The 25,174-nt window shown below is 75.0% G+C and carries 19 protein-coding genes; 11 read left to right on the top strand and 8 right to left on the bottom strand.

From position 1 onward, the window contains the following. Positions 1-106: 106 nt before the first annotated feature. From ACFY7H_RS03000 to ACFY7H_RS02975, 6 genes are all read right to left on the bottom strand, one after another. A complete protein-coding gene (locus tag ACFY7H_RS03000; protein WP_388932150.1) occupies positions 107-1,585 on the bottom strand; it encodes an ABC transporter substrate-binding protein in 1,479 nt (492 codons plus the stop codon). Between the two features lie 4 nt (positions 1,586-1,589). Beyond that, on the bottom strand, positions 1,590-3,590 hold the full coding sequence (locus ACFY7H_RS02995; protein WP_388932147.1) for a hypothetical protein: 2,001 nt from the start codon (positions 3,588-3,590) through the stop codon (positions 1,590-1,592). Positions 3,591-3,714: 124 nt separating this feature from the next. Next, on the bottom strand, positions 3,715-3,969 hold the full coding sequence (locus ACFY7H_RS02990) for a hypothetical protein (RefSeq protein WP_388932145.1): 255 nt from the start codon (positions 3,967-3,969) through the stop codon (positions 3,715-3,717). A gap of 29 nt (positions 3,970-3,998) precedes the next feature. Continuing rightward, entirely contained in the window at positions 3,999-4,394 is a 396-nt protein-coding gene (locus tag ACFY7H_RS02985) for an SDR family NAD(P)-dependent oxidoreductase (RefSeq protein ID WP_388932143.1), read from the bottom strand. 39 nt (positions 4,395-4,433) lie between these two features. Then, positions 4,434-5,456, bottom strand: a complete 1,023-nt coding sequence (locus tag ACFY7H_RS02980) for a DNA topoisomerase IB (protein ID WP_388932140.1) — start codon at positions 5,454-5,456, stop codon at positions 4,434-4,436. A gap of 813 nt (positions 5,457-6,269) precedes the next feature. Further along, on the bottom strand, positions 6,270-7,526 hold the full coding sequence (locus ACFY7H_RS02975) for an MFS transporter (protein ID WP_388932291.1): 1,257 nt from the start codon (positions 7,524-7,526) through the stop codon (positions 6,270-6,272). 700 nt (positions 7,527-8,226) lie between these two features. Between ACFY7H_RS02975 and ACFY7H_RS02970 the strand changes: the two genes are divergently transcribed. From ACFY7H_RS02970 to ACFY7H_RS02920, 11 genes are all read left to right on the top strand, one after another. After that, the gene (locus tag ACFY7H_RS02970; RefSeq protein WP_388932137.1) at positions 8,227-8,970 is read left to right on the top strand and encodes an SDR family oxidoreductase; all 744 of its coding nucleotides are present in this window, start codon (positions 8,227-8,229) and stop codon (positions 8,968-8,970) included. 185 nt (positions 8,971-9,155) lie between these two features. Next, entirely contained in the window at positions 9,156-10,118 is a 963-nt protein-coding gene (locus tag ACFY7H_RS02965; protein WP_388932134.1) for an NAD-dependent epimerase/dehydratase family protein, read from the top strand. A 99-nt stretch (positions 10,119-10,217) separates the two neighbouring features. Next, positions 10,218-11,873 (top strand): carbamoyltransferase, encoded by a 1,656-nt coding sequence (locus tag ACFY7H_RS02960; protein WP_388932131.1) that lies wholly within the window; start codon positions 10,218-10,220, stop codon positions 11,871-11,873. After that, positions 11,870-12,970 carry a glycosyltransferase family 2 protein gene (locus ACFY7H_RS02955; RefSeq protein WP_388932128.1) on the top strand — a complete coding sequence of 367 codons (1,101 nt, stop codon included), beginning with the start codon at positions 11,870-11,872 and terminating at the stop codon, positions 12,968-12,970. The genes ACFY7H_RS02960 and ACFY7H_RS02955 overlap by 4 nt, the downstream gene beginning before the upstream one ends. Next, positions 12,967-13,659: a D-glycero-alpha-D-manno-heptose-1,7-bisphosphate 7-phosphatase gene (locus tag ACFY7H_RS02950; RefSeq protein WP_388932125.1), complete on the top strand. Its 693-nt coding sequence runs from the start codon at positions 12,967-12,969 to the stop codon at positions 13,657-13,659. Before ACFY7H_RS02955 ends, ACFY7H_RS02950 begins: the two co-directional genes overlap by 4 nt. Then, positions 13,656-14,747, top strand: a complete 1,092-nt coding sequence (locus tag ACFY7H_RS02945) for a glycosyltransferase family 9 protein (RefSeq protein ID WP_388932122.1) — start codon at positions 13,656-13,658, stop codon at positions 14,745-14,747. The genes ACFY7H_RS02950 and ACFY7H_RS02945 overlap by 4 nt, the downstream gene beginning before the upstream one ends. After that, complete coding sequence (locus ACFY7H_RS02940; protein WP_388932120.1) at positions 14,744-15,706, top strand: glycosyltransferase; 963 nt, start codon at positions 14,744-14,746, stop codon at positions 15,704-15,706. The genes ACFY7H_RS02945 and ACFY7H_RS02940 overlap by 4 nt, the downstream gene beginning before the upstream one ends. After that, positions 15,703-16,953, top strand: coding sequence for a glycosyltransferase (locus ACFY7H_RS02935; protein WP_388932117.1), 1,251 nt, complete (start codon positions 15,703-15,705; stop codon positions 16,951-16,953). The genes ACFY7H_RS02940 and ACFY7H_RS02935 overlap by 4 nt, the downstream gene beginning before the upstream one ends. Before the next feature lie 92 nt (positions 16,954-17,045). Continuing rightward, positions 17,046-17,699 carry an SIS domain-containing protein gene (locus ACFY7H_RS02930; protein WP_388932115.1) on the top strand — a complete coding sequence of 218 codons (654 nt, stop codon included), beginning with the start codon at positions 17,046-17,048 and terminating at the stop codon, positions 17,697-17,699. Beyond that, positions 17,696-19,108 carry a PfkB family carbohydrate kinase gene (locus ACFY7H_RS02925; RefSeq protein WP_388932112.1) on the top strand — a complete coding sequence of 471 codons (1,413 nt, stop codon included), beginning with the start codon at positions 17,696-17,698 and terminating at the stop codon, positions 19,106-19,108. Before ACFY7H_RS02930 ends, ACFY7H_RS02925 begins: the two co-directional genes overlap by 4 nt. Beyond that, on the top strand, positions 19,108-20,112 hold the full coding sequence (locus tag ACFY7H_RS02920; protein ID WP_388932109.1) for a glycosyltransferase family 9 protein: 1,005 nt from the start codon (positions 19,108-19,110) through the stop codon (positions 20,110-20,112). Before ACFY7H_RS02925 ends, ACFY7H_RS02920 begins: the two co-directional genes overlap by 1 nt. A 27-nt stretch (positions 20,113-20,139) precedes the next feature. On the opposite strand, the gene ACFY7H_RS02915 is transcribed toward ACFY7H_RS02920, so the two are convergent. Beyond that, positions 20,140-22,944, bottom strand: a complete 2,805-nt coding sequence (locus ACFY7H_RS02915) for an NHLP bacteriocin export ABC transporter permease/ATPase subunit (RefSeq protein WP_388932289.1) — start codon at positions 22,942-22,944, stop codon at positions 20,140-20,142. Between the two features lie 97 nt (positions 22,945-23,041). After that, positions 23,042-25,159, bottom strand: coding sequence for an NHLP family bacteriocin export ABC transporter peptidase/permease/ATPase subunit (locus tag ACFY7H_RS02910; RefSeq protein ID WP_388932286.1), 2,118 nt, complete (start codon positions 25,157-25,159; stop codon positions 23,042-23,044). Between the last annotated feature and the right edge of the window lie 15 nt (positions 25,160-25,174).

Below are 25,174 nucleotides of genomic sequence, written 5' to 3'. Positions count from 1 at the left end.
GATCGGAGCCGCAGCGCGACCCCTTCCCGCGGCCCGCCGGAACGTCCCGCGCGCCCACTCCGGGATCGGCACCCTCGCCGTCGGGGTCGCGGCCTGACGGCTCGCGTCACTGTTCCTGCGGTGGTTTGCCCTCCGCCGCGGACACCTCGACGAACTCGACCTGGCCCTTGCCGTTGAGACGCAGGATCGGGACGGCCTTGTTGCGCGGATTTCCGTTGTTCTGGAAGGAGATGAACCCGCTCGCGCCGGCCACCTGCTGGGTGCCGTCCATCTGGTGGAACATCCGGGCCACCGCGTCGCCCGCGACCTGTCCCTGCCAGCGGGCGGCCATCTGGATGCCGTGGGCCGCTGCGAGGACCGCGTCGTGGCCCATCAGGGCCCCGCCGTCCTCGCGCGGGTCGTGCGGGAACCACTGGTGCAGCAGTCCGCCCGGCTGGAAGTTCTTAGCCGACGGCGCGGACACCGCCTGGGGCGCGGAGCGGTACATGTCGGGGTGGGAGAGGCCGGTGTAGAGCACCTGGATGCCGGTCTCGGCGGCGTGGGCGAGCTGCTCGGCGCTCAGGTTCGTCGTGTCGTCCCCGGCGAACACGGTGAACTGCTGGTCGGTGCAGCTGCGGTTGGAGAGCGCGTCGAGGAAGTGGGTGAGGTGGCGGCCGCGGCCCGCGAAGTACACGAGCTGGGGCCGCTGCTGGCACAACTGGCCCGGCATGTAGCGCAGTTCGTTCTGCCAGGCGCTGCTGACGGAGGAGTCGTAGGTCATCCGCTCGGAGACGAGCCGGTGCTTGTCGCCGTCGTGGAAGGCCTTGGTGAAGGCGGTGCCCAGGGTCGAGGCGTAGAGGTTGCCCTCCGCCACGTCCTGGAGGACGACGGCGGTGGCGACCCCGTGCCGTTTGAGGTAGCCGGCGGCCGCGTACGCCTCGTCCTCGTTGGTGGGGGCGATCCGCACGAAGCCGTTGATGTCCTGGATGTTCGTCGCGGTCAGGGTGGCACCGACCATGGCGATGCCGTGTTCGGAGAGGCGCTTTATGGCCGCGAGGTTCTCGTTGGTGCTGGGGCCGAGGCCGGCCACGGCGACGAGCCGGTCCGGGGAGTCCTTGCGTGCGATCAGCTCGTCGACGGTGTGCTTCCACTGCGTGGACCTGCTGCCGGGATTGGCTATCAGCAGGCGGATCTTGGGGGTGGCGGCGAGGTCGCCCCGGTTGTGCCGGTACTGGGCGAGGTAGGCGCCCTGGAGTTCGTGGCGGACGCCCTCGGCGGAGTTGCTGTCCTCGGCCGTGGTGGTGAAGGAGGTGAAGTAGGCGACGCTGACGTACGGTTCGTCACCGGCGTTGGCGAGGACCCTGCGGTTCTCCTCCTCGATCTTCTCGCTGACGGCGTCGAGGTGCGGGGCGAAGACGTAGGAGCCGTCGGTCACGCCAACGCACTCGTCCTGCGCGCCCCGTTCGACGATCCCGTCGCCGCATCGTGCCTGGCGGTCCTGGAGCCAGCCGAGGCCCAGCCAGAGGCCGGCGGCCAGCGCGACGACGGCCGCGGTGGCGAGGGCGACGCGGCGCACGACGTGCAGGGGCCATTCGAGTCTGGGCACGTGCTCAGCCCTCCCAGCCGGCGGTCTGGGGATCGCGCCAGTGGCGGTACCGTTCCGACTCGTTGAAGAGGGCCACGATGTCGTTCCTCCGCAGTTGGGACAGCTGGGTGTAGCCGTCGGCGATCATGTCGTTGAGCCGCATGGCGGGGTCGGCGAGCGGATCGCTCCACACCCAGCGGGTGGTCACCAGGGTGTGGATCACGGACTCGGTGTCCATCACCCGCCCGGGCCGGCGGGGGACGAGTCCCGCGAGGAGTTCCAGGGGTCCGCTGTCGGCGGGCAGGCGGTTCGGCGCGGCGGTGATCGCGTCGAACTCGGAGATCCACTGGGCGGCCGGTACGGCGGTGAAGCGCCGCGCCAGGTGGGTGGTGACCTCCTCGGTCCGGCCGCGGGCGAGCTGGTGGTACATCTCCTGCACCGGCTTGCCCTCGCCGTGGTAGTACTCCGCGAGGAGTTCGTGCACGGCGTCCCACCCGTCGGGGCGTGCGGCCAGCCGCCACAGCAGCAGCCGGCGCAGCCACGGGTGGAGTACGGGGACGACGGAGACGGGCCCGCTCAGCAGCCAGCGGGAGCGGATGTCGCCGAAGAGGGAGTCGTCGGGGCTGAGCAGCCGCGTGGCGACGGAGAAGTCCCGGGCTGCGGCGCATTCGGCGAGGGCGGTGCGCTGGGTCCTGTCGAAGTCGCGCAGGAGGTGGCCGAGGGCCGTGTCGGCGAGGGTGGCGGAGTCCTCCCCGGTGCGCAGCGGCCGGTCGGGCAGGGTGCGCAGCCAGCGGTCCTGCCCTGGACCCGGCTCCCTGGGGGGCCCGGCCTGGCGCAGTACGTCGAGTACCTGGTGGACGGCGCGGGGCAGGCCTCCGGTGAGGCGGTGCACGAAGGGGGTGAGGCGGGTCAGCGGGGCCAGGTCGCTGTGCCCTCCGAGCTGGAGCTCGATCCGGATCCGCACTTCGTCCAGGTTGAGGTCGCGCAGGCGTAACGGGTACCACCAGGAGTCCTCGCTGTCGCGGGTCGGCCGGTGGGCGTTCCAGTCGGCCAGGGAGGCCCGGTCGGGTCCGCGCAGCTGCCAGGGCCAGGACTCCCCGGTGGCCGGGCCCCAGCGGGGCAGCCAGCGGTTGGAGCTGGCGACGACGGTCAGCGGGTCGCTCGTACGGCCGGCGACGACCGTCTCGTCGTGGCGGGAACGCAGCAGCAGGTCGAGGAAGCGGCGGCCGTACTCGGTGTGGGAGTTGTCGAGGAGCAGCAGGTAGGAGCGGGGCATGAAGTTGCGGGCGGTGTTGCGTCTGAGGTCTTCCAGGAAGGCGGAGAAGAGGATGAGGTCGAGCCGTTCCTGTTCGTTCTCGTCGCCCTCGTGCCGCCAGAGGTTGAGTTCCACGAGGGCTTCCATGGGGTCCGCGCTGCGGGTCATGGGGTGGCGTCCGTACCAGTGGGCCCCGGCGGTGAGCCGGTTGCCCAGTCGGCCGCCGAACAGGCCGGGCACGGTGCGGCGGCCGCGCCGCAGGGCGTCCTGGAAGAGGGCGAGTGCGGCGTTGGAGGCGCCTTCGGGCATGCCGACCGCGCCCATGCCGACTTCGAAGAACGCGGCCAGGTAATCGCCGTGCCTGGCCTCGTTCTCCTCTTGGAACCGGTCGAGCCGGCGCTGCACCGCGCGCCGTCCCTCGGGAAGGCTGCGCATGCTCAGTTCCTGGTCGGAGGCGAGCAGGCCGAGGCTGAGCAGCGGGAAGTGGGAGCGGCCGTAGCGGGGCAGTTTGCGTTCGAGCTGGCGGGCCAGGAGGCCGAGGGCGTAGCGGGGCAGCAGGGACTGGGCCCCGCCGAAGTTGACGAAGGCGAAGGGGTAGTCGGGCCCGAAGTGCTCCATGAGCGCGCTGTGCGCCTCGCTGGCTCCGCTGCCGGCGGGACCGAGGAGCACGGTCAGGGGCCGCTCGGCCGCCGGGCTCTCCTTTAGGCACGCGTCGACCAGGGACAGGATGCCGCTGCGGCCGCGCAGGCCCATGCCGGTACCCGGCTCCATCACTCGTGATCCCCCCAGGACGACGCTTCCGAGAAGTAGAGACTGCCATCCGGAGCGGGAGTCAGACAGGGGTTTCCGCTCCTGGATCGTTTCGGTCTGCGCGTCGCGGGGGCCGCGGCGTCCTTCAGCCGTGCGCGCCGGAGCGGGGTTCCGTCATGCCCCGGTGTACCTGGGCCTTCAGGCTGTCGGGCAGGACGCGGTTGGCCAGGCCCTGGGCCTTGGTCTTCCAGGTGCCGGCGACGACCTTGTCCTCGCCGGCCATCATCGCCTGGAAACCCTGCGCGGCCACCTGGGCCGGGTCGTCCTTCCGCGACCGGCCGACCCTCGTGTCCAGCAGGCCGGCCCGTGCGAAGAACTCCGTGTCGGTCGGGCCGGGCATCAGCGCGGTGACGGTGACCCCGGTGTCCTTCAGCTCGTTCTGGAGCGCCTGGGCAGCGGCAGTTTCGCGAGGTGGACGGTGGACGTGATGTTCAGGTCGATGATCTTCAGCTCGTCCGCCAGACGGGTCCGCAGGAAGGGTCCGCCCTGCCCGGCGCCCGCGTTCATCGCGACGGCCGCCACGGGCCGGCGGGTGGCCGTGACGGCGCGGTGGAGCTCCTCGACGCCGTCCCGGGTGCCGAGGTCGGTCCGGACGGCCTTCACGCGGGTGCCGTGGCCGGTCAGGGTGGCGGCGGCCGGGGCGAGGGCGTCGTCCTCCGCGGCGATGATCAGGTCGAAGCCGTGTTCGGCGAATTGCCCGGCCGGCTCGTAACCGATGCCGCTCGACGCACCGGTGACGACTGCCAGGGGGTGGGTCGTTTCCATGTCCGGCGCCTGCCCGTACCCGGGCGTCCCATCGCCCCTTCAGGCCCGGCCCGTCCGCAAGAGGTCCAGGACCGCCTGCTCCACGGCGCCGTGGGTGGCGGGCCGGCCGAAGAGGCCGTCCTCGCCCAGCTCGCCGAGGGAGGCGGCGACGGTCTCGCCCTCCTCGTAGAGCTCGATGACACGGGGGGCGATGTAGGACGCCCGGCATACGGCGGGCGTGTTCCCCAGGTATTCGCTCACCTCGCGCACGGCCCGCGCGACGACCTTGCCGCGCCGGGCACGGGAGGCGTCCGAGGTGGCCTCGGAGACCGCCAGGGCGACCGCGGCCAGGACGGTGGCGTACCAGGTCCGGAAGTCCTTCGCGGTCACGTCCTCCCGCGCCCGTTCCCGCAGGTAGGCGTTGAGGTCCTCGGCGTGGACCTCGTGCCACGCGCCCCGTTCCCAGTACGCGAAGAGCCGCGGGCCGGGGTCCTTGCGGCGGAGCAGCGCCCGGACCACCGCGTGGGCCTGGGCGTCGACCAGCGTACGGTCGACCGTCCGGCCCGACTTGGCGGGGAAGTGCAGGCGGATCTCGCCGGCGCGGCAGACGGCGTGCTCGCGCAGCAGGGTGGTGAGGCCGTAGCTGCCGTTCTCCCGGGCGTAGCGTTCGCCGCCGATCCGCAGGAAGCCCAGGTCGAGCAGGCGCGTCATGCAGGCCAGGACCCGTACGCGGGACAGTCCGCGGCCCGCGAGGTCCCGCGTCACCTCTTCCCGGAGCCGTGGCAGTCCCCGGGCCACGCGCTGGACGTGCTCGTGCTTCGCGGCGTCCTGCTGCTCACGGAAGCGCGGGTGGTAGAGGTACTGGCGCCGGCCCGCCGCGTCCGTTCCCACGGCCTGGATGTGGCCGTTGCGCCAGGGGCAGATCCAGACCTCCCGCCAGGCCGGGGGGATCACGAGCGCGCGGACCCGCTCGACGTCCGCCTCCGGCAGGGGACGCCCGTGGGTGTCCAGGTACCGGAAACCGCGCCCGTGGCGTACCCGCCGCCACCCGGGCGCGTGGGGATCACTGGTCCGCAGCCTCACGACAGCCGTCGGTCCGCGTCGCGCCGGGCACGCGGGGTCCGCGCCTGCCCCGAGCCGTCGTCGGGCAGCGGCGGGAAGCGGTGCCCGCCGGCATCGGGGCTCTTCATGTCCGGCGCCTACCCGTGCGGGCGCGGCGGCATGCGGGGCGCGCGGCCCATGTGCCCCCGGTCGGCCGGGGTGCCAGGCGGCCGGGGCAGTGCGGACGGCCCAGGGGGCCGGGTCTGGCCGGGTCCCGGCCACCCGGTCGGTACGCCCCGGCCACAGGGCCGGGACTGGCCCGGATGCCGGTCACCCGGCGGGCGCACGGCCCACGGGGCCGGGACGGACGCGGGTCCCGGCGACGCGGCCGGCAAGCGCGGCCCGGTCACCGGGATCGGCCGCCGGCCGGGTGTCTGTCCCGGGCGCGGCGGTGCGCACGGGGCCGGCTCAGCCCCGCCTGCTGCGGTCGGCCGCGCGCCGGTCAGGGGCGGCTGCGGCGAGAGGGCCGGCCCAGAGGGGTGCCTGCCGGGGCCCGCCGCGGCCCGGTCCGCCGTACTTGGCAGTGCCCGGACCGGAAGGCCGTACCCGGCAGGACCCGGACAGGTGGGACGCCTCCGCCAGGACCCGGCCGAAAGCCGCCCCCGCCGGGTCCCGGAGGGGAATGCCGTACCTGGCAGTGCCCGGACGGGAACACCGCCCCCGCCGGGAGCCGGCCGCACGCCGGCCCCGCCCGGATCCGGCCGAAGGACGTGCCTGCCGGGCCCGGGACCGGAACGCCGCACCCGGCGTGCCCGGACCGGAAGGCCGCACCCGGCAGGATCCGGCCGAAGGCCGTCAGGCCGCCGTGCCCACCGCCACCGGGGCGGCCGGGCGGGACACCGCGGGGTCCGCCATCACGACGGGCGGCGTCGCGCGCCGGGGCCGGCGGCCCTTGAGCAGGTAGCCGCAGGTGACGGCGCCCACCACGATCAGACCTCCCGCGACCAGGGTCACCCGGACTCCCGCCAGCTCCATCAGCAGGCCGAGCGTGGGCGGCGCCGCGAGGCTCCACACCGTCCGGATGCTGGACCACGCGCCCAGGACACGGCCCCGCATCCGGGCCGGGGGGTCGGTCTGCAGGACGGTGGACTGCGCCGTGTCGGCCACCGACTCCGCGAGGGCCATCGGCAGGACGATCACCATCAGCGCGGCGAGGGACGGGGACACGCCCGCGAGGACCTGGAGCAGTCCTCCGGCAGCCGTCAGCACCCCCACCAGCCGGACGCCGGGGTTGCGCAGCCTGGCTCCCAGTACTGCACCGAGCAGGCCGCCCACGGCCAGCACGGTGGAGACCTTGCTGAAGGAACCGGCGCCGCCCGCGAGGGGGCCGGCGACGAGCACGACCAGGGTCAGCGAGTAGTTGCGGCCGAAGAGCGCGCTCACCGCGTTCATGGCGGCGAGCGCCACCAGGCGGGGACGGCTCATGAAGTAGGCCAGCCCCTGGCGGGCGCTCAGCGTCTCGGCCGCGGGGGCCGCCGCCTGCGGGACGGCGGCCGGGGCCGCCGGCCGGACCGGCTTGAGGAAGGGGATGACACCGGCCACGAACAGGAACGACAGGCCGTTCGCCACGTAGGCGGAGGCCGTGCCCATGACGCCGACGGCAAGGCCCGCGAGCGCGGCGCCCATGAGCCTTCCGGCACTGTGGACCAGCGAGCCCACTCCGATGGCCGAGGGCACGTCCCGCGTGTGCACGAGGTCATTGCCCAGGAGCGAGCAGGCCGGCCCGTCGACGGTGGCGATGAGGCCCGTGACGGCCGCCAGGGCCATCAGCACCGGCAGGTTCAGCATGTCCAGCCCGACCAGGACGGCGGTCACCAGGGCCACGGCTCCGAGGACGGCCTGGCTCACGGCCGCGGTCAGCTTGCGGGGCCAGCGGTCCACCGCGGCGCCGCCGAGCAGGCCGAAGAGCAGACCGGGAGCGGCCTGCACCGAGATGGACAGTCCCGTGGCGGCGGCGGATCCGGTGATCTGGAGGACCAGCAGGTTCTGGACGGTCAGCTGCATCCAGGTGCCGGCGTTGGACACCAGGCTGGCCGCCGCCCACCACCGCATGCTGCGGTAGCGCAGGCTGCGCCACGGCGAGCGGTCTACGGGAACCTCAGGCCGGGCGGACGGCGACTGCTCGGCGGAGGACGTGACGGGAGAAGGGGAGGAGGGCAGGGCGGAGGATGTGGCAGACACAGGGGCGGCACTCGGGAACGGCCGCGGGGTGCGGCTGGCGACAGGGAGCGGCGGGCGGCGTTCCGCCCCGGCGGCGCACGGCCCGGAGGCTGCGGTGCGGCGGACGGCGACGAGCGCGCCGCAACCATGGTGGCAGACCTTGCCGGCCCGTCCCGGCCTCCGGCGGGCCGGCGGGCCGGCGGCGGCCCCAGGCCGCCGGTACGCGGGGGGAGTTGGGCGCGGGGTGGGGTTGCTCACACGGCTCACACGGCTCACAGAGCGCATACGGCTCACACGGAGCGGCCGCGGCCTCCCGTCACCGGCCGCGGGGGCCGCGGGGGGCGGTCGAGGCGGCCGGCGGTGATCAGCGCCTCCGCCGCGGGCCTGGCCCCGTACGCGCCCTGCCCTCCGGTCCGGGGCCCTCACCCGTCCGGACGTACGCGGCCGGGCATGGCTGTCCGCCGTCTCCGCGACACTTCGGCGCGGTCCGGCCCGTCCGCCCCGAGGGTCACTGCCACAGTGTGGCCGTGCCGTCTCCGGCGGGCCGTCCGGCCCGTCCACCCGTACGGCGGCGCGGAAGGAGAGTGGGCAGGTGACCGCAGCACAGGCAGATCTGGGCGGCAAGCTGGCGCTGGTGACGGGAGGGGCGCGCGGGCTGGGCGCCGCCATCTCGCGGCGGCTGGCCGCGGCGGGAGCCACCGTCCTGGTGGCGGACGTGCGCAAGGACCTCGCGCAGGAGTTGTGCGCGGACCTGCTGGTGGCCGGAGGCCGGGCGCGGTTCGTGGAGCTGGACGTGTGTGACCCGCAAGCGGTCGCGGCCGTGTTCCGGGACATCGAGGAGGACGGCCAGGCGGTCGACATCCTGGTCAACAACGCCGCCGTGGACGTGTCCAAGGCCGTCGAGCAGCTGTCGGCGGAGGAGGTCACGCGCGTGGTCACGACCAACCTGCTGGGGCCGATGTACCTCTGTCTGGAGTCCTACCGGCGCATGGTCGCCCGGGGCGGCGGCCACATCGTGAACATCCTGTCGACCGCCGCCAACCGGACGTGGACCGAGGCCGGTCCGTACGCCGCCAGCAAGACGGGCCTGCGGGCCTTCACCCACACGCTCTTCAAGGAGGCGCAGCGGGACTGCGCGGGCATCGGGATCACCGGCGTCATCGCGGGCGGCATGGAGACCGGTTTCATCCTGGAGCGCTTCCCGGATGCCGACGTGTCGATGCTGCAGAGCCCGGACATCGTGGCCGACACGGTCATGTACGCGCTGTCGGTGCCCGTCGGCAGCGTGGTGCCCGAGGTCGTCGTCGTACCGCGGTGCGAGCCGTCCTGGCCCTGATCCGGCGCCGGGGGGGTTACGCGGCGTCATCACTCCAATGCGGCGTGGACGTGCCGACGGCCGGGTCCGCGTGCACGCTGGGATCCTCTGGCGGCCCCGCGGGGCCGGCCGACGCGTACGGGGCCGCTGCCGCCCCGCCGAGACCTCCGCGTCGCGCAACTCCCCCGTCCCATCAGGAGATGACCATGGGTAGTCCCCCGTCCCGACGCTGGGCGCACGCCGTCGTCACGGGCGGCGCCGGTTTCGTCGGATCGCACCTCTGCTCCGCCCTCGTGGACTCCGGCACCGCCGTGACCTGCGTCGACGACTTCAGCACCGGCCGCCGGGCGAACGTGGAGCACCTCGTCGGGCGCGCGGACTTCGTCCTGTGCGAGGCGAACGTGTCCGAGGGGTTCACGGTGGACCGTGAGCCCGATCTCGTCCTGCACCTGGCCTCCCCGGCGTCTCCCGCCGACTACCTCCGGCTGCCGCTGCACACCCTGGACGCCGGCAGCCTCGGTGTCCGCAACGCGCTGGAGCTGGCGCACCGCAGCGAGGCGCGCTTCGTGCTGGCCTCGACGTCCGAGGTGTACGGCGACCCCCTGGAGCACCCGCAGAACGAGCGCTACTGGGGCAATGTGAACCCGGTCGGCCCGCGCAGCGTCTACGACGAGGCGAAACGCTTCGGCGAGGCGCTGGCCACGGCGCACGCGACGGCCCTGGGCACGGACGTGGCCATCGTCCGGCTGTTCAACACCTACGGCCCCCAGATGCGGGGGTACGACGGGCGCGCCGTCCCGACGTTCATCCGGCAGGCGCTCACCGGCGCACCCCTCACCGTCACCGGTGACGGCCTCCAGACGCGTTCGCTGTGCTACGTCGACGACACCGTCGCCGGGATCCTCGCGATGGCGGCGCACGGCATGCGGGGGCCGGTGAACATCGGCAACCCGGTCGAGATCACCATGCTCGAGCTGGCCCGTTACATCCGGCACCTGACCGGCTCGCCCTCGGAGATCGCCTTCATCGAGCGGCCCACGGACGATCCCGCCGTGCGCTGCCCGGACATCACGCTGGCGCGCGACAAGCTGCAGTGGGAGCCGGCGGTGGCGGCCGAGGAAGGCCTGCGCCGCACGATCGAATGGTTCCGCGCCCATCTCGACGACTGACCGGCGGGCGCTCCCGGTACCGCACGCCCCGTCCGGGCGGGCGGTGTCGGGCGCCCGTCCCGGTGCCCCGATCCCGCCGGCCGAAAGGCTCGTCCCGCCATGCGTGTGCTCGGCATCAACGCGCTCTTCCACGACCCCTCCGCCGCCCTCGTCATCGACGGCACGACCGTGGCCGCCGCAGAGGAGGAACGTTTCTCCCGCCGCAAGCACGGCAAGCGGCCCGTACCCTTCTCCGCCTGGGAACTGCCCGAACGAGCAGCGGCCTGGTGCCTGCGGTACGCCGGGCTGCGCCCCCAGGACCTCGACGTGGTCGCCTACGCCTACGACCCGGAACTCGCCCTGCCGGCCCCGGACATGGGCCTGCACGACCCCTGGGACCACCTGCGGCAGACCTACGCCCGCGAGGCGCCCGGATTCCTGGCGACGGCCCTTCCGGGCCTCGACCCGGGCATCGTCCGCTTCGTACCGCACCACATGTCCCACGCCGCCTCCGGCGCCTTCGCCGCCGACGGGGCCGAGCGCAGCTCCGTCCTGGTCCTGGACGGTCGCGGGGAGCGCGGCTCCCACCTGGCGGCGACCCGCAGGGGCAACCGGCTGGAACCGCTGCGCGCGCAGGAACTGCCGCACTCGCTGGGGCTGGTGTACGAGGAACTGACCGACCACCTCGGCTTCCTGCGGTCCAGCGACGAGTTCAAGGTGATGGCCCTGGCGTCGCACGGCCGGCCCCGGATGCTGCCCGAGCTGCGCCGCCACGTCTTCCCCACCGGCGACGGCGGGTTCCACGCCTCGGACGTCCCCTGGCACGAGCTCTGCCCGCCCCGCCGCCCGGACGAACCGTGGACGCAGGAGCACGCCGATACGGCTGCCAGCGCCCAGGCGGTCCTGGAGGAGACCCTGCTCGACCTGACCCGGTGGCTGCACGGCCGCACGCACGACCAGGTGCTCACCCTGGCGGGCGGCGTCGCGCTGAACTGCGTCGCCAACGCCCGCATCGCCCGGGAGGGCCCCTTCTCCCGGGTCTGGGTCCAGCCCGCCGCCGGCGACGCCGGTACGGCCCTGGGGGCGGCGCTGCTGGTGGCCGCCACGGAGGGCGACGCCGTGGAGCCCATGGCGGGCGCCGACCTGGGCCGCGACTGGTCCGACGCGGAGCTCGGCGGATGGCTGAAGACGGCGGGCGTGCCCTTCGAGCGGCCGGCGGACATCGCGGCGACGGTGGCCGAGGCGCTGGCGGACAACGCCATCGTCGCCTGGTTCCAGGGGCGCTCGGAATTCGGGCCGCGGGCCCTGGGGCACCGGTCCCTGCTGGCGCACCCCGGCCACGCGGGGAACCTCGAACGGCTGAACGACGTCAAGGGCCGCGAGCAGTTCCGTCCGGTGGCGCCCATGGTCCTGGAGGACCGCGCCGCCGAGATCTTCGACGGGCCGCTGCCCAGCCCGTACATGCTGTTCGTCCACGACGTCGCCCCGGAGTGGCGCGAGCGCATCCCGGCCGTCGTCCACGTCGACGGCACGGCGCGCATCCAGACGGTCAGTTCGACGCGCGAACCGCTGGTCGCCCGGATGCTGACCGAGTTCGAGCGGCGCACCGGACTGCCCGTCGTCGTCAACACCAGCCTCAACACGGCCGGGCGGCCGATGGTGGACGATCCCCGGGACGCCCTGGAGTGCTTCGGTTCCTCACCGGTCGACCTGCTCGCCATCGGACCGTACGCCGTCCGGCGCGGCGGCCTCTTCGCGGCGGGAGAGGGCGCGTGAGCGCGGCGACGGGGTACGCGTCGGTCCCGTCCTACGCGGTGGTCGTTCCCACGGTGGGACGGCCGAGCCTCGGAGTCTGCCTGGAGGCCCTGGACGCGGCGACGGCGGACGGACCGCGACCCGACCGGGTGGTGATCGTGCACGACCGGCCGGACCCCGACGGCAGCGTGCCGCCCGTGGAGGTGCCCGAACGGCTGCGCGAGGTCACGGTCGTGGTGCCGGGCGCGGGGCGCGGGCCGGCCGCGGCCCGCAACGCCGGGATGCGGGAGGCCGGCCCGGCGCCCTGGATCGTCTTCCTGGACGACGACGTCGTACCCGGTCCGGCGTGGGGCCGCGAGCTGGCCCGCGACCTGGCATCGGCCTCCCGCGACACCGCCGCGGTCACCGCCCGCATCGACGTACCGCTGCCCGTCCGCCGGCGCCCCACGGACTGGGAGCGCAATACGGCCGGCCTGGCGACGGCACGCTGGATCACCGCCGACATGGCCTTCCGGCGTACGGCCCTGGAGGCGTCCGGCGGCTTCGACGAACGCTTCCGGCGCGCCTTCCGCGAGGACGCCGACCTGGCCCTGCGCCTGCTCGACGGCGGCTGGACGCTGGCGTCGGGCACCCGGCGGACCACCCACCCGGTACGGCCCGCCGGCCGGTGGATCTCCGTACGCGTCCAGGAGGGCAACGCCGACGACGTACTGATGACCAGGCTGCACGGGCGCGACTGGTGGCACCGCGCCGGGGCACCGCGGGGCCGGCTCCCGCGCCACCTCGCGGTGAGCACGGCGGCCGGCCTGACCGTGGGCTGCGCCCTGTCCGGCAGGCACCGCGCCGCCGCCGTCTGCGGCGCGGCCTGGCTGGCCGGGACCACGGAGTTCGCGGCCGCGAGGATCGCCCCCGGGCCCCGTACCCGGTCCGAGGTCCTCACCATGGCCGTGACGAGCCTGCTCATCCCGCCCGCCGCCGCTTGGCACTGGCTGCGCGGCCACGTCGCGCACCGGGCCGTCCCGCGCGGGACGCCCGCGCGCGGACCGGCGGCCGCCGCGGTGCCGGTCGCGGTGGGCCCCGGGTCCGACGGGGCGACGCGCGCGCAGGTGGGTTCGTGACCGGCGGCGGCACGCCGGGCGCCGCCGGCGGCCCGTGGCTGTGGGACGGTCCCGCCCCGGCGCCGTCCGGCGGCGGCCCGGGTACCGCGGCCGCGCGCCGGCGGGGCGCGAGCGCGGAGCGGCAGTTGCCCGACGCGGTCCTCTTCGACCGCGACGGGACGCTCGTCGTGGACGTGCCCTACAACGGCGACCCCGCCCGGGTGACCCCCATGCCGTCGGCCCGTGCCGCCGTGTCGGCCCTGCGGCGGCTGGGCGTCCCGCTGGGCGTGGTCAGCAACCAGTCGGGCGTGGCCCGCGGGCTGCTGACCCGGCGCCAGGTGGAGGCGGTACGGCGCCGCGTCGACGCGCTGTTCGGCCCGTTCGCGCTGTGGGCGGTGTGCCCGCACGGGCCCGATACCGGCTGCGGCTGCCGCAAGCCCGCTCCGGGGCTGGTCACCGCCGCCTGCGAACGGCTGGGCGCGTCGCCCGGGCGCACCGTGGTGATCGGCGACATCGGCTCCGACCTGGAAGCGGCCCGTTCGGCCGGGGCCCGCGGCGTGCTCGTCCCCACCCCCGCCACCCGTGCCGAGGAGGTCGCGGGGGCCGACGCGTGCGCGGCCGACCTGATGGCCGCGGTCCGCCTGGCCCTCGGCTCCGTACCCGTCGGGCGCTTCGCCGTTCCCGGCCGGTCCGCGGGGCGGTCGCGGTGAGCGCCCCGCGCACCCTGGTGGTGCGGCTGGACAGCGCCGGCGACGTCCTGCTCAGCGGTCCGGCCGTACGGGCCGTGGCCGCCGGCTCCTCCTACACCGCGCTGCTGTGCGGCTCGTCCGGGATCGCGGCCGCCCGGCTGCTGCCGGGCGTGGACCGGATCCTGGTGCACGATGCCGCCTGGGTCGGGCTGCGGCCCGCCCGGACCTCCCGCGAAGAGTGCGACATGCTGGTGGACGCGCTGGCGGCGGAGCACTTCGACCGCGCCGTCATCCTGGTCTCCTACCACCAGAGCCCCCTGCCCGCGGCTCTGCTGCTCGCCATGGCGGGCGTGCCGTCCGTCGCGGCCGACTGCGAGGACTACCCCGGGTCCCTGCTCGCGCTGCGCCACCACCGGCTGCCCGGACGGCACGAGACCGAGGCCGCCCTCGACCTGGTACGGGACTTCGGCTTCGCCCTGCCGGCCGGTGACGACGGGGCGCTCCGGGTCGGCGCGCCGCCCGACACGACCCGGCTGACCGGTCCGGAACCGTACGTGGTGCTGCATCCGGGAGCCGCCGTCGCGGCCCGTTCGTGGAGCCCCGACCGGGCGGCCCGCGCCTGCGCCGCCCTGCACGCCGCCGGGCACCGGGTGGTGATCACGGGCAGCGCCGCCGAGAAGGAGCTGACGTCCCGGGTCGCCGGGCGCCACGCGCTGGACCTGGGCGGGGTGACGACGGACCTGCACGAGCTGGCGGGCGTCCTCGCCGGGGCCCGCGCGGTGGTCACCGGTAACACCGGCCCGGCGCACCTCGCGGCCGCCGTCGGCACACCGGTCGCGTGCCTGTTCGCGCCGGTGGTTCCCGCCGAGCGCTGGCGCCCGTACCGGGTGCCGCACGTGCTGCTCGGCGATCAGCACGCCGCCTGCGCCGGGAGCCGGGCCCGTGACTGCCCGGTGGCGGGCCACCCCTGCCTCGACTCGGTGACCGACGCCGACGTGCTCGCGGCCCTGGAGTCCCTGATCGCACCGGACCCGGCGGCCGGGCGGGCCGGGGGCGGACGGCCGCACCCTGCGCAACCCCGGGAGACCGAGCGAGGAGCGAACGTATGAACATCCTGCTGTGGCACGTGCACGGTTCCTGGACCACGGCGTTCGTCCAAGGCCCCCACTCCTACCTGGTCCCCGTCACGGCGGACCGCGGCCCGGACGGCCTCGGCCGGGCCCGGACCTTCGAGTGGCCGGAGTCGGTGCGCGAGGTCGCCGTGGGCGAGCTGCGGCACACGCCGGTCGACCTCGTCGTCCTGCAGCGGCCGCACGAGTGGGAACTCGCCGAGCGCTGGCTGGGCAGACGGCCCGGCCGCGACGTGCCGGCGGTCTACCTGGAGCACAACGCGCCGGCGGGGGCGGTGCCCGACACCCGCCACCCGTTCGCCGACCGCCCCGACCTGACGCTGGTCCACGTGACGCACTTCAACCGCCTGTTCTGGGACAACGGCGGTACCCGCACCGTGGTGATCGAGCACGGCGTCGTCGACCCCGGCCACCTGTACACGGGGCGGCTCCCCCGGGCGGCGGTGGTCGTCAACGACCCCGTCCGCCGCGGCCGGTTCACGGGTACCGATCTGCTTCCGGGGCTGGCCGAGGCGGCGCCGCTCGACGTCTTCGGCATGCGCACGGAGGGGCTGGCCGCGCACCTGGGCCTGCCCGCCGACCGCTGCCGCGCCCAGGACCTGCCGCAGCGCGACCTGCACGCCGCGATGGCGGAACGCCGCCTCTACCTGCACCCGGTGCGGTGGACCTCCCTCGGCCTGTCGCTCCTGGAGGCCATGCACCTGGGCATGCCCGTCGTGACCCTCGCCACCACCGAGGCGGTGGAAGCCGTACCGGCCGGGGCCGGTGTCCTCTCGACCCGGCCCGAGGAACTGGCCCGGGCGGCCCGCCACTACGTCAACGAGCCGCAAGCGGCCGCCGAGGACGGCGCCCGGGCCCGGCAGGCGGCCCTCGAACGGTACGGGCTCAAACGCTTCCTGGACGACTGGGAACGCCTGTTCTCGGAGGTGCGCTCATGAGGGTGTCCAGCCGCTCCCGGGGATCCCGCCCGCTGTCGATCGCCCTGGTCTCCGAGCACGCCAGCCCCCTCGCGGCCCTCGGAGGCGTGGACGCGGGCGGCCAGAACGTGCACGTCGCCGCCCTCGCCGGCGCACTGGCGGACCGCGGCCACCACGTCACCGTGTACACCCGGCGGGACGGCCGGGACCTGCCGGAGCGGACCCGCATGCGTCCGGGCGTGGAGGTCCACCACGTACCGGCCGGCCCCGCGGAGCCGATCCCCAAGGACGAACTCCTGCCCCACATGCGGGACTTCGGCTACCACCTCGTCAACGAGTGGCGGGCGGGGGCACCGGACGTCGTGCACGCCCACTTCTGGATGTCGGGCGTGGCGTCGCTGCTCGCGGCACAGGAACACCGGCTGCCGCTGCTGCACACCTACCACGCCCTGGGCAGCGTCAAGAAGCGCCACCAGGGAAGCTCCGACACCAGTCCGGCGGCCCGGATCGCCCTGGAGAAGGAAGTCGGTCTGCGGTGCGACCGGGTCATCGCCACCTGCCGGGACGAGGTCTGCGAGCTCGCCCTCATGGGGGTGGGCCCGGACAAGGCCGACATCGTGCCCTGCGGGGTCGATCCGAAGCGCTTCCGGCCGCCGGATCCCGGCGCGGAGCAGCGCTCCGGGCACCGGTACCGGCTGCTGCAACTGGGCCGGCTGGTCCCCCGCAAGGGGGCGGCCCTGTCCATCGCCGCGCTGGCGCACCTGCCGGGTGCCGAGCTGCTCATCGCCGGCGGGCCGCCCGCCGGCGCGCTCGACCGCGACCCCGAGGTCCGCCGGCTCCGGGGCATCGCCCGGGGCGCCGGCGTGGCCGACCGGGTGCGTTTCCTGGGCGCGGTCTGCGGCGACCGGGTCCCCGGCCTGATCGGCACCTGCGACGTGGTGCTGTGCCCGGCCGACTACGAACCGTTCGGGATCGTGCCGCTCGAGGCGATGGCGTGCGGCCGGCCCGTGGTCGCCAGCGCCGTCGGCGGCCAGTTGGACACCGTGGCCGACGGCGAGACGGGTCTGCTGGTCCCGCCCGGTGACGTCACCGCGCTGGCCTCGGCCGTGGCCGTGCTGCTGGACGACCCGGCGAGGCGTCTGGCGTACGGCGAGGCCGGCCGCCGCAGGGTGCTGGACCGGTACGGCTGGGACCGCGTGGCGGCCGCCACGGAAGCCGTCTACCGGTCCGTCCTCACCGCCCGGTTCAGCGTCGCGGAGCCGGTGTGAAACGTCCGCCGCCCCCGCCGAACGACTCCCCCGTTCCGAAGCCAGAAGGAGGTGCGGCCCGGCCGGCCCACCGCGGCGGCCGGGTCAACGCCATGGACCCCAGCCTTTCCCACGGAACCTCGGAAGCGCACCGGCACTGCCGGTCACTGCAGGAGGCGCTCGACGCCCTGCGCCGCGACGGACTCGACCGGATCTCCCAATGGGGCACCCACCTGGCGGCCGTCCTGGGCGCCGGGGGGAGGCTGCTCGCCGCGGGCAACGGCGGCAGCGCGGCGCAGGCCCAGCACCTCACGGCCGAACTCGTCGGCCGGTACCGGCGGGAACGTCCCGCGTACTCCGCGATCGCCCTCCATGCGGAGACGTCCAGCGTCACCGCCATCGGCAACGACTACGGCTTCGAGCAGGTCTTCGCCCGCCAGGTCGCGGCACACGGCCGGGACGGTGACGTCCTGGTCCTGCTGTCCACCTCGGGCCGCAGTGCGAACCTGCTGTCCGCGGCGATGACGGCCCGCGCGAGCGGCGTACGCGTGTGGGCCCTGACCGGGCCCGCTCCGAACCCGCTCGCCGAGGCCGCCGACGACGCCCTGTGCATCGCCGCGGATTCGACGGCCACGGTGCAGGAGGCGCACCTGGTGGCGGTCCACCTGCTCTGCGAGTCCTTCGACGCGGCCGTCACCCCGAGGCCCTCCCGCAGGCTGAAGATCGCGGTGAAGCCCTCCGTGGCGGCCGCCGAGGGGGCCTCGTGAGCGGGCGCCACCAGCCTGTCGTCGTCGTGGGTGACGTCCTCCTCGACCGCGACATCGACGGGGTCGCCGGCCGTCTCGCCCCGGACGCCCCCGCACCTGTCGTCGACGTCACCTCCGACCGATCCCGTCCCGGCGGGGCCGGGCTCGCCGCACTGCTCGCGGCCCGCACCGGCCGGGAGGTCACCCTGATCACCGCCCTCGGCGACGACGCGGCCAGCCGGGAGGTCCGGGACGCCCTGAGCGGCCGGCTGCGGCTGGTGGAGCTGCCCCTGCGCGGAACACTGCCGGTGAAGGCACGGGTGATGGCCGGCGGCAGGCCCCTCGTCCGCGTCGACCGGGGAGGCGGGACGGTGGGCCCGCCCCCCGGGGCGGCCCGGGAGGCGCTGGCTGCGGCGCGCGCCGTGCTGGTCGCGGACTACGGACGCGGCACCGTCGAGGCGATGCGTCCGCTGCTGTCCGGCGTCGTGCGTCAGGTGCCGGTGGTGTGGGACCCGCACCCGCGCGGCGGCCCGCCCGTGCCGGGCACCAGGCTCGTCACCCCGAACGCGGCCGAGGCCGCGGCCCTCGTCCCGGACGAAGGGGACTCCTGGGGTGCTCACGCGCGGCGCGGATCCGCGCTGGCACGGCGCTGGGGGGCGGCCGGGGTGGCCGTCACCCTGGGCGACCGCGGCGCGCTGCTCGTGCGCGCCCACGCGGCGGCCCCCCTGCTCGTTCCGTCCCCATATCGGGCGAAGGGCGACCCCTGCGGGGCCGGCGACTGCTTCGCCGCGCTGACCGCCTGCGCGCTGGCGGACGGAGCACTGCCGGAGGAGGCGGTGACGCGCGGGACGGCCGGGGCCGCCGCCTTCATCACGGCGGGCGGGGTCTCCTCGCACACCCTGTGGCCGGATCCGGGCGCGGGCCCCGCCCGCACCGACTACAGCGGCGGCGAGACCGACGCCTTCGCCCTCGCCGACGCCGTACGGGCGCGGGGAGGGACCGTCGTGGCGACGGGCGGTTGCTTCGACCTGCTGCACGCGGGCCACGTGGGGCTGCTGGACAGCGCCCGGAGCATCGGCGACTGCCTCATCGTGTGTGTGAACTCGGACGCGTCCCTGACGCGGCTGAAGGGGCCGGGCCGTCCGCTCACTCCCCTGGAGGACCGGCTGCGGGTCCTGCTCGCGCTGGGCAGCGTCGACGCGGTCGTCCCCTTCGACGAGGACACCCCGGAGGCCCTGCTGCGGTCGCTGCGCCCGGACGTCTGGGTGAAGGGCGGCGACTACTCCTGCGAGGACCTGCCGGAGGCGGGGGTGCTCGCGTCCTGGGGCGGCCAGGCCGTCGTACTGCCGTATCTCGACGGCCGTTCCACCACCGGCCTGGCCCGGCGCGCCGCCCTCGCGTCCGCGGCGGCCCGCCCGCCGGCCCGCTGATGGACGTCCAGGGATCCGGCTCCCGCCGGCCGGCCGTACTGGTCCTGCGCGCGCTGGGCCTGGGCGATCTGCTCGCCGCCGTGCCGGCGCTCCGCGCGCTGCGGCGGGCCTGGCCCGCCCACGAGCTGGTGCTGGCCGCTCCCGCACGCCTGCGCAGCGCCGCACGGTTCACGGGGGCGGTGGACCGCCTCCTGCCCACCAGCGCCCCGGGCCGTGAGGTCCCCACGACGCTGCCCTGGCGGGGGCCGCCGCCCGAGGTCGCCGTGGACCTGCACGGGAACGGACCCCCGAGCCGCCTGCCGCTGCGGGCCCTGCGCCCCGGGCGGCTCCTCGCGTTCCGGCATCCCGGACTCCCCGAGCCGCCCGGACCGCCCTGGGACGACCAGGAGCACGAACGGTCCCGCTGGTGCCGCCTGCTGGCCTGGTACGGACTCGACGCCGATCCGGACGACCTGCGCATCACCGCACCCGGACGCCCCTCCCCCGCGCCGGGCGCCGTGCTGCTGCACCCGGGCGCCGACGCGGGGGCCCGGCGCTGGCCCGCCCGGCGGTTCGCCGAGGTGGGCCGCCGCCTCGCCCGGGCCGGGGCCGAGGTACTGGTGACGGCCGGTCACGGCGAGGGACGGCTGGCGCACGACGTGGCCAGGCAGGCCGGGCTGCCTCCGGAGGCGGTGATCGGCGGCGAAGGGGACGTCCCCTTCACCGAACTCGCCGCGCTCGTCGCGCGGGCGCGCTGCCTCGTTGCCGGGGACACCGGCCTCGCCCATCTCGCCTCGGCACTGGGCACTCCGTCCGTGGTGCTCTTCGGTCCGGTCTCGCCCCGGCTGTGGGGGCCGCCGGCGCAGGGCCCGCACCGCGCTCTGTGGCGGCTCCGGCCGGGCGAGGACCCCTTCCGCCCGGGTGACCCGCACGGCTCGGAACCGGACGTACGGCTGCTGCGCATCACGGTGGACGAGGTGCTGGCGGCGGTCGCGGCGCTGCCGGAACGCCCACGGGATCCATGACGGGCGCGTCCCGTCGGGGCCCGCGCCTCAGCGCAGCTGACGGCGTACCAGCTCGTGGAAGAGGCCCGCCGGGTCGGCCAGCAGGTCCGCGGGCCGGCCCTGCTGGACGATCCGCCCGTCCGCCATGGCGATCACCCGGTCGGCGTCCATGATGGTGGACAGCCGGTGGGCGATCACGACGCGGGTGGCGCGCAGGGTGCGGGTGGATTCGATGACCACGCGCTGCGCTTCGTTGTCCAGGGCGCTGGTGGCCTCGTCGAGGAACAGGACGCGCGGCTTGCGGATGAGGGCCTGGGCGATCATCAGCCGCTGCCGCTGGCCGCCCGAGAAGGTGCCGCCGCCCTCGGAGAGCATGGTGTGCATGCCCATCGGCATGGCCTTGATGTCCTCGGCCAGACCCGCCATGGCGGCGGCCTCCCAGGCCTCTTCGAGTGAGTACGCCTCGGCGCCGCGGATGCAGTCGAGGACCGAGCCGCTGAAGGGCTGGGCGTTCTGCAGGACCACCCCGCACTGGCGGCGGACGGCCGCCCGGTCCAGGGCCGCCAGGTCCTGGCCGTCGTACAGCACGCTGCCCCCGGAGGGCTTGTCGAAGCCGATGAGGAGGCGCAGGAGGGTCGATTTGCCGCAGCCGCTCGCGCCGACGACGGCGACGAACTCGCCGGGTTCCACGCGGAGGCTGACGTCGTCGAGCACCAGGGGGCCGTCGTCGGTGTACCGGTACGACAGCTGCCGGGCCTCCACGGCGCCGCTCAGCACGCCCGGCGCGGTGCTGGTTCCGCGGACCTCGGGGGTCTCCCGCAGCACCGGCTTGACCTGCTCGTACATCGGCAGCACGGCGGCGGCCGACAGGAGCGCGCCGGTCAGCTGGGTGACCGAGGACAGCAGCATCGTCACGGCGGTGCTGAAGGTGAGGAACTCGCCGGCCGACATGGTGCCGCGGGCCGGGCCGGCGAGCAGCGCGAACATCACCAGGGTGCACAGCGGCAGGTGGACGGCGCCCACCACCGTGATGAGGTTCTGGATCCGGCCGGCGCGCTGCTGGAGCTCACGGGTACGGGCGAATTCCCGGGCCCAGGCGGCGTAGGCGAAGCTCTCGGCGGCGGCGACGCGCAGTTTGGGCAGCCCGCGCAGGGTCTGGAAGGCCTGGTTGTTGATCTTGTTGCCGAGCGTGACCAGCCGGCGCTGGTAGCGCAGCTGCCACAGGCCCAGGCCCAGCAGTACCGCCGCGATGACGAGCAGCATGGCGATCGCCGCCAGCGCCAGCGGCACGCTGTAGACGAACAGCAGGACGAGGTTGACGGTGCCGACGGTGCCCGCCTGTACGCAGACCGGGCCGATGCCGGACAGTACGCGGCGGATGGCGCTGATGCCCATGGCCGCACTGGCCAGTTCGCCCGTGGAGCGGCCCGCGAAGAACGTCGTCGGAAGCCGCAGCAGCCGGTCCCACACCGCGGGCTGGAGCGTGGCCTCGATCCGGCCCTCCATGCGCAGTAGGGCGGTGTTCTGCAGCAGCATGAAGGCGGCCGAGACGACGGCGGCCGCGATGAGCGCGAGGGTCGTCTGCACGATGAGGCCCGTCTCGGCCTCGGGGACGTACTGGCCGAGCACCTTTCCGGTGGCGATGGGGACCAGCGCGCCGAGGAGCACCGCGACCAGCCCGCCCAGCAGGAGGCCGCGCAGTTCGCCGCGGGTGCCGTGGACGCTGAAGCGCAGCAGGGCCGACAGGCCGGGCTTCCCCTCGGGCAGCGGCCGGTAGAACATGACGGCCCGGGGTTCGTAGGAGCCGGCGGTGGCCGCGCCGATCCGCTCGCGGCGGCCGGAGGCGGTGACCGCCTCGTACCGGCCGCGCCGCCACAGCAGGGCGACCGGTGTCCCGTCCTTCGCGCGCCGGCCCACCAGGGGACCGCTGTTCTCCCGCCACCACCGCCCGCCCAGCCGGACGGGGCGGGTGCGGATCCGGGCGGCCAGCGCGATGCGTTCGACGGGGTCCGCGTGCTCGGCGACGGTGGCCGTGGCGCCCGGTCCGGACAGGGTGATGCGGGCCTCGGCGGCGACCAGCCGGCACACGCCGAGGGTCGCGTCGTCGCCCGCCCCGCGGCCGGACGTCCGGCCGGAGCCGCCGATGGAGGAGAGCAGCGCCCGGTCCGCCTGGACGCGGGCCGCCCGGCCGGCCTCGATGCCGGCCGCGGTGCGGCCCTCGTGGGCGCGCTCGAGCTGTTCGATCCAGTCGTCCAGGGCGTGGAGCAGCCGGTACTGCTGGTCGACCATGCCCTGCCACATCGCCCCGTCGAGGAGGAGGGTGCCGACGGGCTCCGCCTCGTACGCGGCGCCGTACTGCACGCTGCCCGGGGTGATCCGCATCCACAGGACCTCGTCGTCGTCCCCCGCGTGGCCGGTGGTGGCGCGGCCGTCGAGCGGTGCCTCGTAGAGGACGCGCAGGCCGCGGCCGACGCCGAGGGCGAAGGCGTCCTCCAGGGGGCTGAGCCGGCCGCCGGCTTGGGCGTACCCGTACGGTCCCTGGCCCGGGTTCCCGTACCCGTACCCGTGCCACTCGTCGCCGTACGGCGGGCGGTGCAGCTCCCGCAGCTCGATGCGGCGCAGCCGGCAGCCGTGCGGGGTGCGGCCGACCAGGGTGTGCCCGGTGCCCTCGGCGGGGCCCATCAGCAGCGCGCCCGCCTCCAGCCGGCCCAGGTGGTGCCAGGGCCCGGCCTGTGCGGTGTCGACGGCGAACAGGTCCAGCGCGCCGTGCACGACCAGCCACAGCACGAGTGGGCCCTCCAGGGAGACGCTGCGCAGGCCTGGGCGGTCGACCGGCGTGCCCAGGCCGCCCAGCGCCGTGACGACCGGGTCGGTTTCCCGTCCGGTGCTCCCGCCCTGGTCCGCGCCCGGCTGTGCGGCGGGGGCCGAGGGGTGGTGGTGGGTCGTCACCTCAGTGCTCCTTGACCAGTTCGGCGTACGGGCCCCGCGCGGCGAGGAGGTCCTCGTGCCGCCCGCGTTCCACGACCGTGCCCGCGTCGAGCACGAGGATCTCGTCGCTGTCGCGCACCGTGCTCAGCCGGTGGGCGATGACCACGCAGGCGCAGCCCCGGCGCCGCAGGTTGTCGATGATGACCTGTTCGGTGGCCGCGTCCAGGGCGCTGGTCACCTCGTCGAGGACCAGGACGCTGGGGCGTCGGACCAGCGCCCGGGCGATCTCCAGGCGCTGGCGCTGGCCGCCGGAGAAGTTGCGGCCGTCCTGCTCGACGCGGCTGTGGATGCCGCCGGGGCGGCGGGCGACCACCTCGTGCACGGCGGCGTCCCGGAGGGCGGCGACGACGGCCTCGTCCGGGATGGAGGGGTCCCACAGGGTGACGTTGTCGCGGACGGTGCCCTCGAAGAGGAAGACGTCCTGGTCGACGAAGGAGACGGAGGCGGCCAGCGCGCCGCGGGGTATGTCGGCCAGCCGCATGCCGTCGATCCGGATGGCGCCCGACCAGGGGGTGTAGAGGCCGGATATCAGCCGGGACACGGTGGACTTGCCGCTGCCGGACCCGCCGACGAGGGCGATCTGCTGTCCCGGGCCGACCGTCAGCGAGAAGTCCTTGAGCAGGGGGGCGTCCAGGGCGCTGTAGCCGAAGGTGACGGCGTCCAGTTCGACGTGGCCCTTGAGCCGGCGCGTGCTCGCGGCGGGCTCCCGCCGCGAGTGGACCGGGTCGACGGGGAAGTTCTCGACGTCCTTGAGGCGGGCGACGTCGGCCGCGAAATCCTGGACGCGTCCGGCGACCCCATTGAGGCGGGTGATGGGCGCGGTGAAGCTGGTCACCAGTGCCTGGAAGGCGACGAGCAGTCCGACGGAGAGGTGCCCCTCGACCGCCCGCAGGCCTCCGAGCATCAGGATGAGCGCGCTGTTGAGCGCGGCGAGCGTGGGTGCGACGACGGCCAGCCAGGCACTGGGCACGCCGAGCCGCTGCTGCACTTCGAGGGTGAGCGCGTGCTGTCCGGCCCAGCGGCGGAAGAAGCCGTCCTCGCCGCCGGTGGCCTTCATCGTCTCGATGAGCTGGAGACCGCTGTAGGAGGTGTTCGTCAGGCGGGCGCTCTCGGCGCGCAGCTTCTGGGTGCCGGTGGACCTCAGGTGGATCACGATCCGCATGGCCGCGACGTTGAGCAGCGCCACGGCCACGCCGAGGACGGTGAGTTGCGGGTCGTACGTCCACAGCAGTACCGCGTAGAGCACGACGACGACGGCGTCCACGCCCGCGGCGGCGAGGTCGCGGGCGAGGGTCTCGGCGACCGCGTCGTTGGACTGGAGGCGCTGGACGAGGTCGGCCGGGCTGCGCTGGGAGTAGAAGGCGACGGGGAGCCTGAGCAGGTGCCGCAGGAAGCGGGCGCTGCCCAGGGTGGAGGAGATGACGCGTCCGCGCAGCAGGTTGGCCTGTTGCAGCGCGGTGAGCGTCGCGGTGAGGACGAGGGCGACCGCCATCGACGCGAACAGCACGCCGAGCAGGGAGGTCTGGTCACCGATGAGGAACATGTCGATGTACGTGCGGCTCAGCGCCGGTACCGCCGAGCCGACGACGACGAGCAGGAGGCTGGCGATCACAGCGGCCGCCATGGTGCCGGACGTGCCGCGCAGGCGGGCCGGCACGGCGCCCAGGACGCCGGGTTTGCTGCCGGCGCGGCGGAATCCGTCACCGGGCTCGAAGGTGAGCACGACGCCGGTGAAGCTGGTGTCGAACTCGTCCAGGGGTACGAAGCGGCGGCCCTTGCCGGGGTCGTTGACGTGGACGCCCCTGCGGCCGAGGCGGCGGCCCATGCCGTCGTAGACGACGTAGTGGTTGAACTCCCAGAAGAGGACGGCCGGTGCGGGCACCTCGGCCAGCGCGGCCAGATCCATCTGCATGCCCTTGGCCCGCAGGCCGTATCCCCGGGCGGCCTTGAGGAGGTTGCCGGCGCGGGAGCCGTCACGGGAGACGCCGCAGGAGATCCGCAGCTCTTCCAGCGGGACGAAGCGTCCGTAGTGTCCCAGCACCATGGCCAGGGCGGCGGCGCCGCACTCCACCGCCTCCATCTGGAGCACGGTCGG

Source organism: Streptomyces sp. NPDC012794 (assembly GCF_042901085.1).
Taxonomy (GTDB): Bacteria; Actinomycetota; Actinomycetes; order Streptomycetales; family Streptomycetaceae; genus Streptomyces.
The sequence above is the reverse complement of the archived record's forward strand: the minus strand, read 5'-3'. Positions and strand labels throughout refer to the sequence as shown.

Coding starts and splice junctions, on each gene's coding strand:
- ACFY7H_RS02965 (WP_388932134.1), top strand. CDS start 9,156: ATGGGTAGTCCCCCGTCCCGACGCTGGGCGCACGCCGTCGTCACGGGC.
- ACFY7H_RS02935 (WP_388932117.1), top strand. CDS start 15,703: ATGAGGGTGTCCAGCCGCTCCCGGGGATCCCGCCCGCTGTCGATCGCC.
- ACFY7H_RS02975 (WP_388932291.1), bottom strand. CDS start 7,526: ATGCGGTGGTGGGCGGCGGCCAGCCTGGTGTCCAACGCCGGCACCTGG.
- ACFY7H_RS02920 (WP_388932109.1), top strand. CDS start 19,108: ATGGACGTCCAGGGATCCGGCTCCCGCCGGCCGGCCGTACTGGTCCTG.
- ACFY7H_RS02985 (WP_388932143.1), bottom strand. CDS start 4,394: ATGGAAACGACCCACCCCCTGGCAGTCGTCACCGGTGCGTCGAGCGGC.
- ACFY7H_RS02940 (WP_388932120.1), top strand. CDS start 14,744: ATGAACATCCTGCTGTGGCACGTGCACGGTTCCTGGACCACGGCGTTC.
- ACFY7H_RS02910 (WP_388932286.1), bottom strand. CDS start 25,159: ATGGAGGCGGTGGAGTGCGGCGCCGCCGCCCTGGCCATGGTGCTGGGA.
- ACFY7H_RS02930 (WP_388932115.1), top strand. CDS start 17,046: ATGGACCCCAGCCTTTCCCACGGAACCTCGGAAGCGCACCGGCACTGC.
- ACFY7H_RS02995 (WP_388932147.1), bottom strand. CDS start 3,590: ATGGAGCCGGGTACCGGCATGGGCCTGCGCGGCCGCAGCGGCATCCTG.
- ACFY7H_RS02960 (WP_388932131.1), top strand. CDS start 10,218: ATGCGTGTGCTCGGCATCAACGCGCTCTTCCACGACCCCTCCGCCGCC.
- ACFY7H_RS02990 (WP_388932145.1), bottom strand. CDS start 3,969: ATGCCCGGCCCGACCGACACGGAGTTCTTCGCACGGGCCGGCCTGCTG.